The organism is Agromyces mediolanus (genome assembly GCF_044917495.1).
GTDB classification, from domain to species: domain Bacteria; phylum Actinomycetota; class Actinomycetes; order Actinomycetales; family Microbacteriaceae; genus Agromyces; species Agromyces mediolanus_B.
Genome location: NZ_JAVSSI010000011.1, coordinates 19,873 through 34,589, shown reverse-complemented (window position 1 = coordinate 34,589; position 14,717 = coordinate 19,873). Strand labels below are relative to the sequence as shown.

The following is a 14,717-nucleotide window of genomic DNA, read 5'->3' as shown; positions in this document are numbered from 1 at the left end:
GGGCTCAGGCTCGGCGGGATCCGGCTCGTCCGCCGCTGCCGGCTCGTTCGCCGCGACGCAGCCCGCCGCGCACGACCTGGATCTGCACGAACAGGGTCAGGACGCCGCCCGTGACGATCGCGGCCAGGTTCACGACGAGCTGCAGCAGCGAGGTGCCGAGGGTGTGCCATTCCCCCGCCGCGAGGGCGAGCGCCGCGGCACCGGCGGCCGGGACCGTCGTCACCGAGATGAGCACGCCGATGAGCGCACCCGACTTCGCCGAGGTGAGCGAGAGCACGCCCGCGATGCCCGCGAGGAAGCCGACGATGTAGCTCAGCACGTTCGGCGTCCAGATGAACTCGGTGGCCGGGTGCGAGGAGGCGAACGGGTCGGCCGGGAACACGCCCCAGCTCGCCATCACCAGGCTGAACAGCATCGCGACGACGATCGCCGAGGCGTAGCCGACGAGGATCGCCACGGCCGAGCGCCCGACGACCCGCCATCGCCGCCGGACGATCCCGACCGCCATCGCCGCGAGCGGGCCGAAGTCGGGGCCGACGACCATCGCGCCGACGATGAGGATCGGCTGGTCGCTCACCACCCCGACCGCGGCGATCATCGTGGCGACCGCCATGAAGACCAGGAACGTGGCGGTGAGGCGCACCTCGTCGCCCGCGCGCGCCTCCACCTCCTGCCAGACGACCGCGTCGTCCTCCCCGCCGAAGACGCTCGCGGCCGTGCGCTTCGCGCTCGGCGAGAGGGTGAGCTCGACCGTCTCGATCGCGATCGAGCCGGCGCGATCGAGCCCGGTCGCGTGCAGCTCGCCGAGCAGCTCGCTCGCCGCGGAGCGCTCCACGTCGCAGAGCACGACGTCGCCGACCGGGTCGGTGGCGGCGCCCGGCATCCGGATGAGGTTCGACACGTGGTCCCGGTGCTCGTCGAGCACCCGGTCGACGGCCGCCCCGAGCTCGGCCGGCACGATCATGCGGAAGTGCAGCATGCGCCAAGTGTCGCGCCGGGGCGACGAGCCGGGGTGGAGGCGCGCGAGAGACCGGATCGACCGGTTACGCCCGGGCGACGAGCCCGTCGATCAGGCGATCCAGTGCCCAGCGGAGGGCGAGGTCGCCGCCGTCGCCGCGGTCGAGGCCGAGGTGGGCGGATGCCTCGAGCCGCGGATGCCGGCTCGGGTCCGTCCAGAGGGGCTCCGGGGTGGCGTCCTCCTCGGCGGCGGCTGCGGCCGCGGCATCCAGTGCCGCCGTGCCGACGACGTGCGCGCGTACCGCGTGTCCGGCGCGAGCGGCGTCGTCATCGCCGAGGCCGGCCTCCGCGAACGCGACGATCAGCGCCTCGGCGAGATCCTTCGAGCGCTCGCCGTCGAGCGGGCCGCTCGTCAGCAGGGCGACGGAGCCGGCGTGGGCGGCGATACGACCGCGGAGGGCTCCGGCGATCGCGTGGATCCGTTCGCGCCAGTCGGGAGCGGCGGTCTCCGCGACGCCCGCGAGGAGCTGCTCGATCATCGCGGCCTGCAGGGCGCCCTTCGAGGGGAAGTACGTGTAGAGCGCGGTCGGCGTGAGCCCGAGCGCCGCGGCGACGGCGCGGACGGAGACGGCGGCGAAGCCCTTCTCCTCGAGGATCTCGAACGCGGCGTCGACGATGTCGGCCTGGCTGATGCTGCGCCGGGGTCCGGGTTTCATGCGGGTGGGGCTCCTTGGTGCTCGACCCACCACGCTACCGGTTCAGGCGGCCACGCCACCGGCTCAGGCGGCGGGCAGGGATGCCTCGATCGCCTCGACCACCTCGGGGGCGTCGGGTTCGGTGCTCGGCCGGAAGCGGGTGACCTCGCGGTCCGGCGAGATGAGGAACTTCTCGAAGTTCCAGGTGACGCGGCCGGCCTTGCCCGAGGCATCCGGGGTCTGCTTGAGCTCCTGGTAGAGCGGGTGCGCGTTGCGGCCGTTCACCCGGACGCGGTCGAGCACCGGGAAGGAGATGCCGTAGGTGGTCGAGCAGAACTCGCTGATGGCCTCGTTGCTCGAGAGCTCCTGCAGGAACTGGTTGCTCGGGAAGCCGAGCACCGTGAACCCGCGGTCGGCGTAGCGCCGCTGCAGCTCCTCGAGCTTCGCGTACTGCGGGGTGAGTCCGCAGCGCGAGGCCACGTTCACGACGAGCACCGTCTGGCCCGCGTAGTCGGCGAGGGAGCGCTCCTCGCCCTCCATGGTGGAGAAGGGGATGTCGTCCAATGCGGTCACGTCGTACCTCCTCGCTCAGACTACGCCCGCTCGAGCGGCGAACCGCCGGGGGCGGCGAGACGGTCAGGAACATCGGAGGAAGCGCTCCCGGAGCCGCCGATCGCGGTACCCGAGCCGGTGGGCGCTACGCGAGCGGCGCCCCCGCCGCCGAGGCCAGCCCCGCGCGGTACACCGCCTCGGTGCGGGTCGCCGCACCGAGCTTGCGCAGGATGGCGGACACGTGCACGCTCGCCGTCTTGCCGCTGATGAACAGCCGCTCGCCGATCTGCCGGTTGCTGAGCCCCTCGGCGATGAGCGCGAGCACCTGCCGCTCGCGGGCGGTGAGCTCCGCGGTGGCATCGGCGGCGGCGTCGAGCGCGTCGGTGACGCCCGTGGCGCGCCCGGCGCCGCCGCCGTCCAACACGAGCCCGGCGGCCTTCGCCACCCGCACGACCGAGGCGAGCACCGCGCCGACCCCGCCCTGCTCGGCCTCGTCGTGGGCCAGCTGCAGGCTCGCCCTGGCCTCCTGCCGCTCGCCCGCCGCCAGCAGCGCTTCGCCGAGCCTGAGGCGGGCGTACGGGCGCAGCAGCCGCATCGCGCGCGGGTCGTCGGCCGCATCGACCGCCCGGCGCCACGCCTCGACCGCGCGCTCCGGAGCGGTCGACTCGGCGCTGGCGGCGGTGTCCGCGGTGCCGGTGGTGCTTGCGGAGTCTGCTGTGCCGGCGGCGTCCGCGGTGTGCGCCGTGCCGGCGAGCTCGGCATCGACGAGCGCGAGCCAGAGGGAGTGCAACGGCCAGTGCCCGAAGCGGCCCAGGAGCGCCCGCAGGCGGGGCTCGGCCGCGGAGGCGGCGGCGAGCAGCTCGGCGTCCTCGGCGTTCGCGGCGGCGTGCCCGGAGCGGGCCGCCGCGATCGTGCGCGCCAGCGCCCAGGCGTACGGCAGCCCGTACCCGGCGATGGCGCCTTCGTGCTCGTCGAGCAGCGGCGCGGCCTCGCGCCAGGCGCCCACCACGTCGCCACGGGCGAGCGCGATCTCGGTGGCCACCCGGCCGACGCTCTGCCGGGTCTGCAGCTCGACCTCGCCGACGGCGTTCATCGCGGCTCGGTTCGTGCGCAGCACATGATCGGCGGTCGCGAGATCGCCGCGCCAGAGCTCCGCCCACGCCTCGGCCCGCCAGAGGTAGATCTTGAAGGGCTCGGGCGGGTCGAGCGCGATCGCCCGTTCGATGAGCTCGAGCCCGCGCTGCCAGCGCCCGAGCGCGAACAGCGGGTCGACCGCGTTGGAGGCGAGGATGACCCCGCTGCTGCGTTCGAGCCCCGTGGCCCTGGCTCGGGCGAGCCCCTCCTCGGCCAGCTCGATCGCGAGCTCGTAGTCGCCGAGGAGGTGGTAGAGGTCGGAGGCGTTCACCCAGTAGCGCAGGAGCGCGGAGCCGTCGCCGTCGGCGAGCTGCTTGGCGCGTTCGAGCTGCTCGGCGGCCCCCAGCGGATCTTCGAGGTGCGCCCGGCTGACCGCACCGATGTTCAACGCGACGGAGGCGAGCCGCGGGGCGAGGCGGGCGTCGAGCGACTCGGCGAGTTCGAACGCGCTGTCGGCCATCTCGACCGCCTCGCGGAGCCGGCCGTCGATCATGTAACGCCCGGCGAGGGAGGTGCGCACCGAGGCGCGCAGCTCGGCCGGGCCGTCGGGGCCGAGCACCTCGAGCGCCTCGAGCAGCAGCGGGATCGACCCGGGCCGCCCGTCGCTGCCGAGGGTGAGCGCACGGTCGCGCAGCAGGCGCGGGTAGTTCGGGTCGTCGCGCGGGCACTCGGCGAGCGCCGCCTTGATCACGGCGAGGCTGCGGTCGTTGTCGCCCGCATTGCGGTGGTGCGAGGCGGTGCGGCCCATGAGCTCGGTGCGGCTCATGCCCGCGATCTTCGCGGCGCCACCGGGAGCCGTGCCGGAGCCCTCGGATGTCGCACCACCAGAGGCCGCGCCGTCGGACGTCGCGCCACCGGACATCGCGCCGTCGGATGTCGCGCCGTCGACGACGTCCCACAGGGCGAGGGCCCGTTCGCCGAGCTGGGCCGCGGAGGCGAACGCCGAGGCGGCGCGCGCCTCGCGCATCGCCTGCACCGTCGCCGGGAACGCCCGCATCGCGTCGTTGGCGCCGAGCCAGTGGTACGAGATCTCCGCCGCGAGGCGACGCCCGCCCGCCGCGGCGAGCGCCTCGTACGCCCCCGCGTAGCGGGCGTGGAACCTGGCCCGTTCGCCGGGCAGGATGTCGGCGAGGATGGCCTCGCGCACGAGCGCGTGCCGGAAGCCGTACTCCTCGCCGTCGACGATGAGCACCCCGCCGAGCAGCGCCTCGCGCGCCGCCTCGTCGAGCTCGTCGTCGTCGCCGCGGAACACCTGCGTGAGGAGGGAGTGCGGCACGCGCACGCCGCCCGTCGCGATCAGCCGCAGGAGCTGCTGCGCCGGGTCGCTCAGCCGTTCGTAGCGCGCGAGCAGGAGGTCGCGCAGCGTGTCGGGCAGTTGCCCCTCGTCGGTGCAGCCGTCGAGGCCGACCACCTCTTCGACGAAGAAGGGCACGCCGTCGCTGCGGCGGAAGAGCGTGTCGAGGAGCGCCTCGTCGGGTGCGGCGCCGGCGAGGGAGGCCGCGAGCTCGCGCACCTCGTCGCGCGAGAGCCGGGACAGCTCGCGGCGATCGACCCAGCGGTCGCGCTCGAGCTCGGCGAGGAAGGGGCGCAGCGGATGGCCGCGGGTCACGTCTTCGCTGCGATAGCTGAGGAGCAGCATGACCCGGCTCGCGGTGAGCGCGCGAACGAGAAAACGGAGCAGGCCGAGACTCGCCGGGTCGATCCAGTGCAGGTCTTCGACCACGAGCACCACGGGGCGCTCGCGCGAGACGGTCTCGAGCAGCACCGCGATGGCCTCGTGCAGCTGCCCGCTCGCGCCGGGCCCGCCCGCGACCGCGCCATCCGACGCCCCGGAGCCGGCGCCGTCGGCGGCGCGCTCGGCGAGCTCCGGCAGCAGGGCGACGAACGCCGCCCGGCCCGGCCCGACCGTCTCGAGCGCGCGCGCTTCGCCGATCGCGGAGACGAGACTGCGCAGCGCCGCCTTGATGGGCGCGTAGGGCGCGGCCACCGAGCCGAGGTCGACGCACTGGCCGACGATGACCCGGGCGGTGCCGGATGCAGCGGCGCCGGATGCTGCGGCGCCCGATGCGCCCGCTGCGCCCGTGCCGGATGCAGCGGCGCCCGATTCGCCGGTGGTGGATGCCGCGGTGCCGCCCACCCGCTCGGCGAACTCGCGGATGAGCCGGCTCTTGCCGATGCCCGCCTCGCCGCCGACGACCACGGTGCGCGGCATGCCGGCCTCGGCCTCGCCGAGCAGCCCGTCGAGCCAGGCGAGCTCGGCATCGCGGCCGATCATCGCGGCGCTGGCTGAGGTGGTCATCACCTCATGCTGCCACGCCCCGCCGACGTCCGCGCCGGGCTCCGCTGCCAGCGGATCGACGACCGTCACGCCGCGTCGGCGGTGCGGGCGACGCGGCGTGCGACGGCCCACCGGGCGCCGGCTGACTCGCCCGTCATGCGCTGCGGCCGGATGCGCGCTCCTCGGCGGCGCGGCGCAGTTCGAGCACCAACTCGGCGCGTCGCAGATCGGCGTCATAGGTGCTCGTCGCGAGCACGGCGTCTGCGAATTCCATGATCTTCTCCCCTGTTCGGTCCCTCGAGCCTCCTGGCTGAGGTACCGACGGGGCATCCGGCGATCGCCTTAATTCGCGGAGCGCACCGCCTCAGGCCTCCAGCAGGCGGCGCACCGACTCCGGCAGCGGGGTCCCCGCGGGGGTCAGCTCCGAGGCGAGCGGTTCGCCCCACGCCCGCCCGAGCGGCACGACGCCGGCCCAGGCGGAGTGGTCCTCGCCGTCGTCCGCGGATTCGCTCGCCCCCGCGGCGCGCGCCTTCATCACGAACTCGTCGATCGGCAGCCGGAGGGCGCGGGTCGCCGCGTACTCCTTCCGCGTCGAATCGCGCACCTCCGCCGGGCGCCCCGGCATGAGGTGCGCCGAGAGCGCGACGAGCGCGTCGTGCTCCTCGTCCTCCGGGACGGTCTCGAGGACGCCGTAGAGCACGGCGCTGCGGTAGTTCATCGAGGAGTCGAAGAGCGAGCGGGCGTAGACGAGCCCGTCGAGGGAGGTCACGGCGAACGCGACGGTCGTCCGCTCGGCCGCCGCGCGGAGCGCGAAGCCGCCGCCCGTCGAACCGTGCAGGAGCAGCGCGTCGCCGACCCGGGCGTACGCCATCGGGACCACGAGCGGCTGACCGCCGGCGACGACCGCGAGGTGGCCGACGAGCTCCTGGTCGAGGAGGGCGTCGAGCTGGGCGCGGTCGTCGCGCTGCCGCTCGGGCATCCGGCGGATGCGGCGGTCGGCGGCGGACGCACGAGGGGCGGTCGAGTGCGGGGCGGCAGCGGGGGCTGCGGCGGGTTCGGTCATGCCGATGAGTCTCGCCCGCCGACTGGTATCGTGTGCAGTCCAGTTCATTGACATTCGAGCAGACCAGTTGGGACACGTGGCCGAACCCGTCATCCTCCTCGACCGCGACGCCACCGAGGGCGTCGTCCGGCAGCTCGTCGCGGCGCTCCGCCTCGGCATCCTCGACGGACGGCTCCGCGCCGGCGACGCCGTCCCCTCCACCCGCGCGCTCGCGGCCGAGCTCGACGTCTCCCGGAGCTCCGTCGTCGCGGCGTACGAGCAGCTCGCCGGCGAAGGCTATCTGGAACTCCGCCAGGGCGCGGCGACGCGGGTCACCGCGGTCCAGCCGCGGTCGACGGCGGAGCCGGCGGCGGATGCCCCGACGACGACCGGTGCCGCTCCCGACCGCGCGCGACCCGCCGGCCCGCGCACCGGGCACGAGCGCACCGTGCCGATCGTCGCCGACCTCTCCCCCGGCGTCCCCTCGACCGCCCGGCTCGACGAACGGGCCTGGCGCGCCGCGTGGCGTGCCGCCGCCGTGCGGCCGCCGACCACCTCGCCGCCGCCGCTCGGCGTACCCGAGCTCCGACGCGCGATCGCCGAGCACCTGCGGAGCGCCCGCGGCGTCGCCTGCGCCCCCGACGACGTCGTCGTCACCGCGGGCACCGGCGAGGCGCTCGCGCTCGTGGCATCCGCCCTCGTCTCCCTGCGCGGCGACGACGCCCGCGTCGGCGTCGAGGACCCCGGCTACCCGGCCGGCCGCCGCGCGCTCGCGCGGCACGGGGCGCTGCCCGTGCCCATCCCGCTCGACGCCGACGGCCTCGACCTCGGTGCGCTCGGCCGCGCGCTCCGGCCCCGCCGCGGCCGCGGGCTCGACGCGGTGATGGTCACCCCGAGCCACCAGTACCCGCTCGGCGGACGCCTGCCGGTCGCGGGGCGGCTCGCGCTCCTCGCCGCCGCCGCCCGCGCCGACGCGGTGGTCATCGAGGACGACTACGACAGCGAGTTCCGGCACACGGGGGCGCCGCTGCCCGCACTGGCCTCGCTCGACGGCGGCGGCGAACGCGTCGTCCTCGTCGGCAGCTTCTCCAAGGTGCTGACCCCGTGGCTGCGGCTCGGCTACATCGTCCTGCCGGGGCACGAGGGCCTCCGCACCGCCGTCGCGACCGCGCGCGCGGAGCTCGACACCCCGGTCGCCGGCCCGGTGCAGCTCGCCATCGCCGACTACCTCGACCGCGGCGCCCTGCGCCGCCACATCGCCGCGACCCGCCGCGAGTACGCGCATCGTCGGCGCATGGTGCAGGACGCGCTGGGCTCGCTCGACCCGGGGCGCGCCCGGCTCTGCGCCGTCGACGGCGGGCTCCACGCGGTGCTCGAGGTCGCCGACCGCGACGCGGAACGGGTGCTCGTCGCACGCCTGGCTGCGGACGGCGTCGTGGTCGCGCCCCTCGCGCAGTACGCCGCCTCGCCGCCCGGGGCCGGCGGCGACCGCCCCGGACCGGCGGGCATCGTGCTCGGCTACGCCGGCGTCGGCGACCTGGCGCTGGCCGCCGCCCTCGAGCGCATCCGCGCCGCGGTCGAGGGGTGAGCGCTTCCGCAGCGGGCGCCGCACCCTCAGAGTCGGTGCGCAGTGCGCTCGGGGTCGGTGCGCAGCGCGCTCGGGTACCCTGACCGGGTGCCGCCCGTCATCGCCCTCGACTCCCCCGTCGTCGTCCTCGAACCGTGGAGCCCGTGGCCGCTCGTCTTCTCCGGGCTCGTGCTGCTGACGGGCGCGGTGCTCGCGATCGCGGGACGCGAGCGGCGCTGGATGCGCGACCTCGGCTACGTGCTCGTCGTCGCCGGACCGCTCTCGGGGCTCGCCGTGCTCGGCTTCCTCTCGGGCAACTGGGATCAGGGGCAGCGTCGCGACGCCATGATCGAGATCGGCTACGAGCAGCCGCGGTTCTCGGGCGGCGAGGGCATCGTCGGCGGCACGCCCGGCGCCCTCGACTTCACCGCCGTGCGCGACGGGCAGGAGGTCTTCGGACAGCTGCAGCCGCTCGGCGACGACCGCTGGGCGGTCGTGGAGGGCGCCCGCTCGACCGAGGAGTAGCTCGCGAGGCGGGCCTCGGGGCTGTGCGGCGCGAGGCGGGCCCGGGCGAGGCGCCGCGTGGCTACGCGAACAGCCGCTGCCCGACGAACTCGCCCTCGGCGATGCCGCCAGGGACGGCGAAGATCGCCGAGCCGACGTGCTTCAGGTACTCGTTCAACCCGTCGGCGGCGAGCGAGGTCTGCACCCGCACGAACTGCTCCGGCGAGCGCTGGAAGGACAGGAAGAAGAGACCCGCGTCGAGCCGTCCGAGCGCATCGTTGCCGTCGACGAAGTTGTACCCGCGGCGGAGGAGGCGCGCCCCGCCGTTCATGGTCGGATGCGCGAGCCGCACGTGCGAGGCCGGGTCGATGAGCGGGGCGCCGGTCGCGCCGGTGGCCGCGAAGTCCGGCTCGGTGAACTCGGTGCCGCCCGACAGCGGCGCCCCCTCGCCCTTCGAGCGGCCGACGAGCTGCTCCTGCTCGCCGAGCTGCACGCGGTCCCAGTTCTCGATGACCATCCGGATGCGCCGGGCCACGAGATACGAGCCGCCCTCGAGCCAGGCCGGCTCGTCGCCGGCGGCGACCCAGACGTGCTCCTCGGCGACGCCCGGCTCCTCGGCCTTGATGTTCGCGGTGCCGTCCTTGAAGCCGAAGAGGTTCCGCGGCGTCGTCTGGCTCGTCGAGGTCGAGGAGGTGCGGCCGAAGCCGAGCTGCGACCAGCGCAGGGTCGCGCGCCCGAAGGCGATACGGCTGAGGTTGCGGATGGCGTGCACCGCGACCTGCGGATCGTCCGCACAGGCCTGGATGCAGAGCGCCCCGCCGGTGCGCCCCGGTTCGAGCGCGTCGCCCTGGAAGCGCGGCAGCGGCGCGAGCTCGGGCGGGCGGCGAGCGGCGAGCCCGAACGGGTCGGCGCCGTCGGCGGTCTCGAAGAGCTCCGGACCGAAGCCGAAGGTGATCGTGAGCCCCGAGGCGGGCAGCCCGAGCGCCTCGCCCGTGTCGGCCGGGGGTGCGTAGTCGGAGCCCCCGACCGCGCCGCCCTCGGCGACCTCGAGGCCCTGGCTGAGGCGGGCGGCCGCGGCCGTCCAGTCGCTGAGCAGCCCGATCAGGCCCTCCCGGTCGAGTCCCGCGTCGGTGTCGAAGACGGCGAAGTGCAGGCGGTCCTGGGCTGGCGTCGTGATGCCGGCCTGGTGCGCCCCGTAGAAGGGGAACACGGATGCCCCGGCCGCACCGCCGCCGCGGGTGCCCGCCGTGAGGGCGACCCCGGCGGTCGCCGCTCCGCCCGCGAAGCCCGCGGCCGCGCCGGCCGCCCCCGCACCGAGCAGCCCGAGCAGGCCACGGCGGGAGACGCCGCGGGACTCGGGCGCGGCGCCGTCGGCCGGGGCGCTGCCCTGGTCGTCGACCCCGGCGGGGACGTCCGGCTCGGTCATCGGACTCAGACCCCGAGCACCGTGGCGGTGAGCTGCGACAGCGGCTCGGCGAGCGCGTTGACGCGGTCGCTCAGGGCCTTCTTGTCGGCATCCGTCAGCGTCGCGTAGTCGACGAAGCCCGCGTCGAGCGAGCCGTACTTCGCGAGCTCGTCCTCGAGCGCGCCGAAGCGCTCGTCGATCTCGCCCGCGAGCGCCGTGCCCTCGTCGCCCTTCGACTCGGCGAGCGCGCGCACCGCGCCGAACGCGACGCCGGCGCCCTGCACGTTCGCGGCGAAGTCGGAGAGGTCGGTGCCGCTCCACCAGTCCTCCTCGCCGGTGATCTTGCCGGCGGCGACCTCGTCGAGGAGGGCGATGGCGCCGTTCGAGATGTCGGCGAGCGACACGGAGAACGCGGAGTCGGTGACGAGCTCGTGCAGCTGGGTCACGTCGGCGACGAGGCCGTCGGCGTAGGCCTTCCGCTCCTCGGGGGTCGAGGGAGCCCAGTCCTTCAGCGCGTCCTGCCCGTCGGAGTTGAGCTCGCCGGGCTTCGGCGCCCAGAGGTCCTTCTCGATGCGGTGGAAGCCGGTCCAGTCGAGGCCGTCGGCGACGGCGTCGACCTCGCGGAAGTCGATCTTCGGGTCGAGGTCGCCGAAGGCCTCGGCGGTGGGCTCGATGCGCTCGTAGGGCACGCGCGCCTTCGCGAAGAGCGCGCGGGCCGCCTCGTCGTCGCCGGCGGCGTAGGCGTCGGCGAGCTGCTGCACGAGCGGGAGGAGCTCGGACGACTGCGAGCGCACGTACGCGAGGTACTCGGTGACGGCCTGGTCGCTGAGCTCCTGCTCGTCGGCGGAGACCGCGGAGGCCTTCCCGGTGACGGTGAACTCGGCGAGGCCGACCGGGGCGCCGACCTGCTGGAACTTGCACGCCGTGTAGTAGGTGCCCGGCTCGAGCTGGGCGGTGAAGTCGACCGTCTGCCCCGGCGTCACGTTCTCCTTCTCGCCGACGATGCGCAGCTGGTCGTCGGCGAGGATCTCGAACTCGTTCACGTCGCTGCCCGAGTTCGTGAGCGAGAAGGTCACGGCGCCGGCGGCGGCCGTCGCGGTCTGGACAGCGCAGGCCTCGTCGCTGATGTCGACGGCGATCGCCTGGGCGAGCTCGGACTTCGCGACGCAGCCGGTGAGGGCGAGCGCGGTGAGCGCGGTCGCCGCGACGGCGACGGGGAGGGCACGACGGGTCATGGATGCTCCAAGGGTCGGTGAGTGGATCGGATCACTGCTGGCGACGGCCTGGCGGGCCGACGGGCGTCGACGTTCAGCCGGCGACGGGCGCCGGGGCGGGCGGGGCCGCGGCCGCGGTGTGCCGGCGGCGCAGCATCACGAGGTAGAGCGCCATCGTGACGGCGACGTAAGCCGTCCAGCCGATGACCTGGGCCCAGGTGGGCTCGGGCGTGAAGTTGAAGATGCCGCCGAGGAGGGTGTCGAGCCAGCCGCCGGCGGGGATTACCTGGGTGAGGCTGTAGGCGGGCGCGCCCCAGCCCGGGATGACCGAGGCCTCCTGCAGGTCGCCGATGCCGTAGGCGAGCACGCCGGCCGCGACGAGGATGAGGAAGAGCCCGGTCCAGGTGAAGAAGGCGCCGAGGTTGAAGCGCACGAGGCCCTTCGAGATGCCCCAGGCGATCACGATCGCGGTGGCGATGCCGGCGAGCGCGCCGAGCGTGCCGAGCACGGGGTCGCTGCCGCCGGCGACGTTCGCCCAGACGAACAGGGCGGTCTCGACGCCCTCGCGGCCGACGGAGAGGGCGCCGAGGAGCACGATCGCCCAGGAGGAGCGCTCGACCGCGGCATCCACCTGTCCGCGCAGCTCGCTCGACAGGGTGCGGCCGTGGGTGCCCATCCAGAAGATCATCCAGGTGACCATCGCGACGGCGAGGAGCGAGAGCACGCCGCCGAGGACCTCCTGCGCCTGGAACGTCATCGCGTACGGGCCCCAGGTGAGCACGGCGCCGACGCCGAGCGAGACGGCGACGGCGAGGCCGATGCCGATCCAGAGGCGCCCGAGGAGGTCGCGGCGGCCGGTCTTGCCGAGGTACGCCACCAGGATGCCGACGATGAGGCCGGCCTCGAGGCCTTCGCGGAGGCCGATCAGGTAGTTGGCGAGCACGGGCGTCTCCCAGGGGTGATGAGGAAGGAGGCTCGGATGAGAGCAGCTAAGGCTAACCTAAGTGCAGCCCGTCGGCGAAACGGATTCTCAGCTTCGGATGCCGGCGGGGCCGCGAACCGGCCGCGGGGGTAGCGTGGGGACGTGCTCACTCCGCCCGTGACCCCCAAGCGACCGACGCAGCGAGAGCACCACGGCGACGTGGTGGTCGACGACTACGAATGGCTGCGCGAGAAGGACGATCCCGCCGTCATCGCCCACCTCCACGCCGAGAACGCGTACACGAAGGCGAAGACCGAGCACCTCTCCCTCCTCACCGAGCAGGTGTTCGAGGAGATCCGCGCCCGCACGAAGGAGACCGACCTCTCGGTGCCGACCCGCGAGGGCGACTGGTGGTACTTCACCCGCACCCGCGAGGGCGCCGAGTACGGCATCCACTGCCGCGTGCCCGCCGCCGGCCCCGACGACTGGGAGCCGCCCGTGCTGCCCGAGTCCGGCGGGGAGGCGCTGCCGGGCGAGCAGCTGCTGTTCGACGAGAACGCCGAGGCCGAGGGCCACGAGTTCTTCGCGCTCGGCAGCTTCGACGTCTCGGCCGACGGGGCGCTCCTGCTCACCGGCGTCGACGTCGAGGGCGACGAGCGCTACGAGCTGCGCATCCGCGCGGTCGACGGCTCCGGCCGCACCTTCGACGACGTCATCCCGGGCACCTCGGGCGGCGCGCTGTTCGACCCCAGCGGGCGCTACGTCTTCTACGCGACGGTCGACGAGTCCTGGCGACCCGACACGATCTGGCGGCACGAGGTCGGCACCGAGGCATCCGCCGACGTGCAGGTCTTCTCGGAGCCCGACGAGCGCTACTGGCTGGGCGTCGGGATGACCCGGAGCCGGCGCTTCCTCGTCATCGAGGCCGGCTCCAACATCACGAGCGAGACGCGCCTCCTCGACGCCGACGACCCGACCGGGGAGTTCCGCGTCGTGTGGCCCCGGCGCGAGGGCGTCGAGTACGACGTGGAGCACCTCGTCGCGGGCGGCCGCGACCGGCTGCTCATCACCCACAACGACGGCGCGCCGAACTTCGAGCTCGTCTCGGTCGCGGCCGACGACCCGGAGGGCCCCCGGCGCATGCTGCTGCCGCACGACCCGGCGGTGCGGCTCGAGGGCGTGGATGCCTTCCGCGACTTCGTCGCCGTCGAGTACCGCCGCGGCGGGCTGCCGCGCGTCGCGATCGCGAAGGTTCCCGCCGCCGGCATCCCCGAGGGCGCCACCGCCGACGACACGCTGCACGAGCTCGTCTTCGACGAGGAGCTCTTCGCCGTCGGCGTGCGCGGCAACCCGGACTGGGCGCAGCCGCAGCTGCGCATCGGCTACACGAGCTTCGTCACCCCCTCCACCGTGTTCGACGTGGTCGTGGAGACGGGCGAGCGGCGGCTGCGCAAGCGCCAGCCCGTCCTCGGCGACTACGACCCGACGCGCTACGTGCAGCGCCGCGAGTGGGCGACGGCCGATGACGGCACCCGGGTGCCGATCTCGCTCGTCTACCGCCACGACCTCGTCACCCCCGGCACGCCGGCGCCGACGCTGCTCTACGGCTACGGCTCCTACGAGCACTCGATCGACCCCGGCTTCGGCGTCGCCCGGCTCTCGCTGCTCGACCGCGGCATGATCTTCGCCGTCGCGCACGTGCGCGGCGGGGGCGAGCTCGGCCGGCACTGGTACGAGGACGGCAAGAAGCTCCGCAAGAAGCACACCTTCAGCGACTTCGTCGCCGTCGCGAAGCACCTGAACGACGAGGGCTGGACGGCGCCCGACCGGCTCGTCGCGCAGGGCGGCTCCGCCGGCGGGCTGCTGATGGGCGCCGTGGCCAACCTCGCCCCGGGCGCGTTCAGCGGCATCCTCGCCGAGGTGCCGTTCGTCGACCCGCTGACCTCGATCCTCGACCCCTCCCTGCCGCTCACGGTCATCGAGTGGGACGAGTGGGGCGACCCGCTGCACGACCCCGAGGTCTACGCCTACATGAAGTCGTACTCGCCGTACGAGAACGTGCGCGACGGCGGGCACGGGGGCCGGCACTACCCGCCGATCCTCGCGGTGACCTCGCTGAACGACACCCGCGTGCTCTACGTCGAGCCCGCGAAGTGGGTGGCGCGGTTGCGCGAGGCGGGCGCCGAGCCGCTGCTGCGGATCGAGATGGCGGCCGGGCACGGCGGCGTCTCGGGGCGCTACGCCTCGTGGCGGGAGCGGGCCTTCGCGTACGCCTGGGTGATCGACCGGGCGAAGGCGCACCCCAGCGGGGAGTAGCCCTGGCTCGCTGAGCCGCCTGGTTCGCTGAGCTCGTCGAAGCGAGCCCGGCAAGCGCCTGGTTCGCTGAGCTCGTAGAAGCGAGCCCGTCGAAGCGCCTGGTTCGCTGAGCTTGTCGAAGCGAACCCGGC

11 protein-coding genes are annotated in these 14,717 nt (G+C 74.5%); 3 read left to right on the top strand and 8 right to left on the bottom strand.

Annotation, left to right across the window (positions count from 1 at the left end; all coding sequences use genetic code 11):
- Nucleotides 1-4 precede the first annotated feature (4 nt).
- The 5 genes from ROT00_RS14815 to ROT00_RS14795 form a co-directional block, all read right to left on the bottom strand.
- Nucleotides 5-979, bottom strand: coding sequence for a DUF389 domain-containing protein (locus ROT00_RS14815; protein ID WP_404775797.1), 975 nt, complete (start codon nt 977-979; stop codon nt 5-7).
- 64 nt (nt 980-1,043) lie between these two features.
- Nucleotides 1,044-1,673, bottom strand: a complete 630-nt coding sequence (locus tag ROT00_RS14810; protein ID WP_404775796.1) for a TetR/AcrR family transcriptional regulator — start codon at nt 1,671-1,673, stop codon at nt 1,044-1,046.
- 63 nt (nt 1,674-1,736) lie between these two features.
- Nucleotides 1,737-2,192: a glutathione peroxidase gene (locus tag ROT00_RS14805; protein ID WP_404775861.1), complete on the bottom strand. Its 456-nt coding sequence runs from the start codon at nt 2,190-2,192 to the stop codon at nt 1,737-1,739.
- Nucleotides 2,193-2,349: 157 nt separating this feature from the next.
- Nucleotides 2,350-5,637, bottom strand: coding sequence for a helix-turn-helix transcriptional regulator (locus ROT00_RS14800; protein ID WP_404775795.1), 3,288 nt, complete (start codon nt 5,635-5,637; stop codon nt 2,350-2,352).
- Between the two features lie 343 nt (nt 5,638-5,980).
- Nucleotides 5,981-6,679 (bottom strand): pyridoxamine 5'-phosphate oxidase family protein, encoded by a 699-nt coding sequence (locus ROT00_RS14795; RefSeq protein ID WP_404775794.1) that lies wholly within the window; start codon nt 6,677-6,679, stop codon nt 5,981-5,983.
- A 76-nt stretch (nt 6,680-6,755) separates the two neighbouring features.
- On the opposite strand from ROT00_RS14795, the gene pdxR reads away from it, so the two are divergent.
- Together pdxR and ROT00_RS14785 are read left to right on the top strand one after the other, a co-directional pair.
- Nucleotides 6,756-8,246 (top strand): MocR-like pyridoxine biosynthesis transcription factor PdxR, encoded by a 1,491-nt coding sequence (pdxR, locus tag ROT00_RS14790; protein ID WP_404775793.1) that lies wholly within the window; start codon nt 6,756-6,758, stop codon nt 8,244-8,246.
- Nucleotides 8,247-8,333: 87 nt separating this feature from the next.
- Entirely contained in the window at nt 8,334-8,750 is a 417-nt protein-coding gene (locus ROT00_RS14785; RefSeq protein WP_404775792.1) for a hypothetical protein, read from the top strand.
- Between the two features lie 61 nt (nt 8,751-8,811).
- On the opposite strand, the gene efeB is transcribed toward ROT00_RS14785, so the two are convergent.
- The 3 genes from efeB to efeU all read right to left on the bottom strand — a co-directional run bounded on the left by efeB (nt 8,812) and on the right by efeU (nt 12,291).
- Nucleotides 8,812-10,155: an iron uptake transporter deferrochelatase/peroxidase subunit gene (gene efeB, locus ROT00_RS14780; RefSeq protein WP_404775791.1), complete on the bottom strand. Its 1,344-nt coding sequence runs from the start codon at nt 10,153-10,155 to the stop codon at nt 8,812-8,814.
- Between the two features lie 5 nt (nt 10,156-10,160).
- A complete protein-coding gene (gene efeO / locus ROT00_RS14775) occupies nt 10,161-11,369 on the bottom strand; it encodes an iron uptake system protein EfeO (RefSeq protein ID WP_404775790.1) in 1,209 nt (402 codons plus the stop codon).
- A 73-nt stretch (nt 11,370-11,442) separates the two neighbouring features.
- Nucleotides 11,443-12,291, bottom strand: a complete 849-nt coding sequence (gene efeU, locus ROT00_RS14770) for an iron uptake transporter permease EfeU (protein WP_404775789.1) — start codon at nt 12,289-12,291, stop codon at nt 11,443-11,445.
- Between the two features lie 141 nt (nt 12,292-12,432).
- On the opposite strand from efeU, the gene ROT00_RS14765 reads away from it, so the two are divergent.
- Nucleotides 12,433-14,586 (top strand): S9 family peptidase, encoded by a 2,154-nt coding sequence (locus tag ROT00_RS14765; RefSeq protein ID WP_404775788.1) that lies wholly within the window; start codon nt 12,433-12,435, stop codon nt 14,584-14,586.
- The last annotated feature ends 131 nt before the right edge of the window (nt 14,587-14,717 follow it).

Bases quoted from the DNA above. Each gene is read 5' to 3' on its own strand.
- ROT00_RS14815 (WP_404775797.1), bottom strand. From the start codon at position 979: ATGCTGCACTTCCGCATGATCGTGCCGGCCGAGCTCGGGGCGGCCGTC.
- ROT00_RS14810 (WP_404775796.1), bottom strand. From the start codon at position 1,673: ATGAAACCCGGACCCCGGCGCAGCATCAGCCAGGCCGACATCGTCGAC.
- ROT00_RS14805 (WP_404775861.1), bottom strand. From the start codon at position 2,192: ATGGAGGGCGAGGAGCGCTCCCTCGCCGACTACGCGGGCCAGACGGTG.
- ROT00_RS14800 (WP_404775795.1), bottom strand. From the start codon at position 5,637: ATGACCACCTCAGCCAGCGCCGCGATGATCGGCCGCGATGCCGAGCTC.
- ROT00_RS14795 (WP_404775794.1), bottom strand. From the start codon at position 6,679: ATGACCGAACCCGCCGCAGCCCCCGCTGCCGCCCCGCACTCGACCGCC.
- efeB (WP_404775791.1), bottom strand. From the start codon at position 10,155: ATGACCGAGCCGGACGTCCCCGCCGGGGTCGACGACCAGGGCAGCGCC.
- efeO (WP_404775790.1), bottom strand. From the start codon at position 11,369: ATGACCCGTCGTGCCCTCCCCGTCGCCGTCGCGGCGACCGCGCTCACC.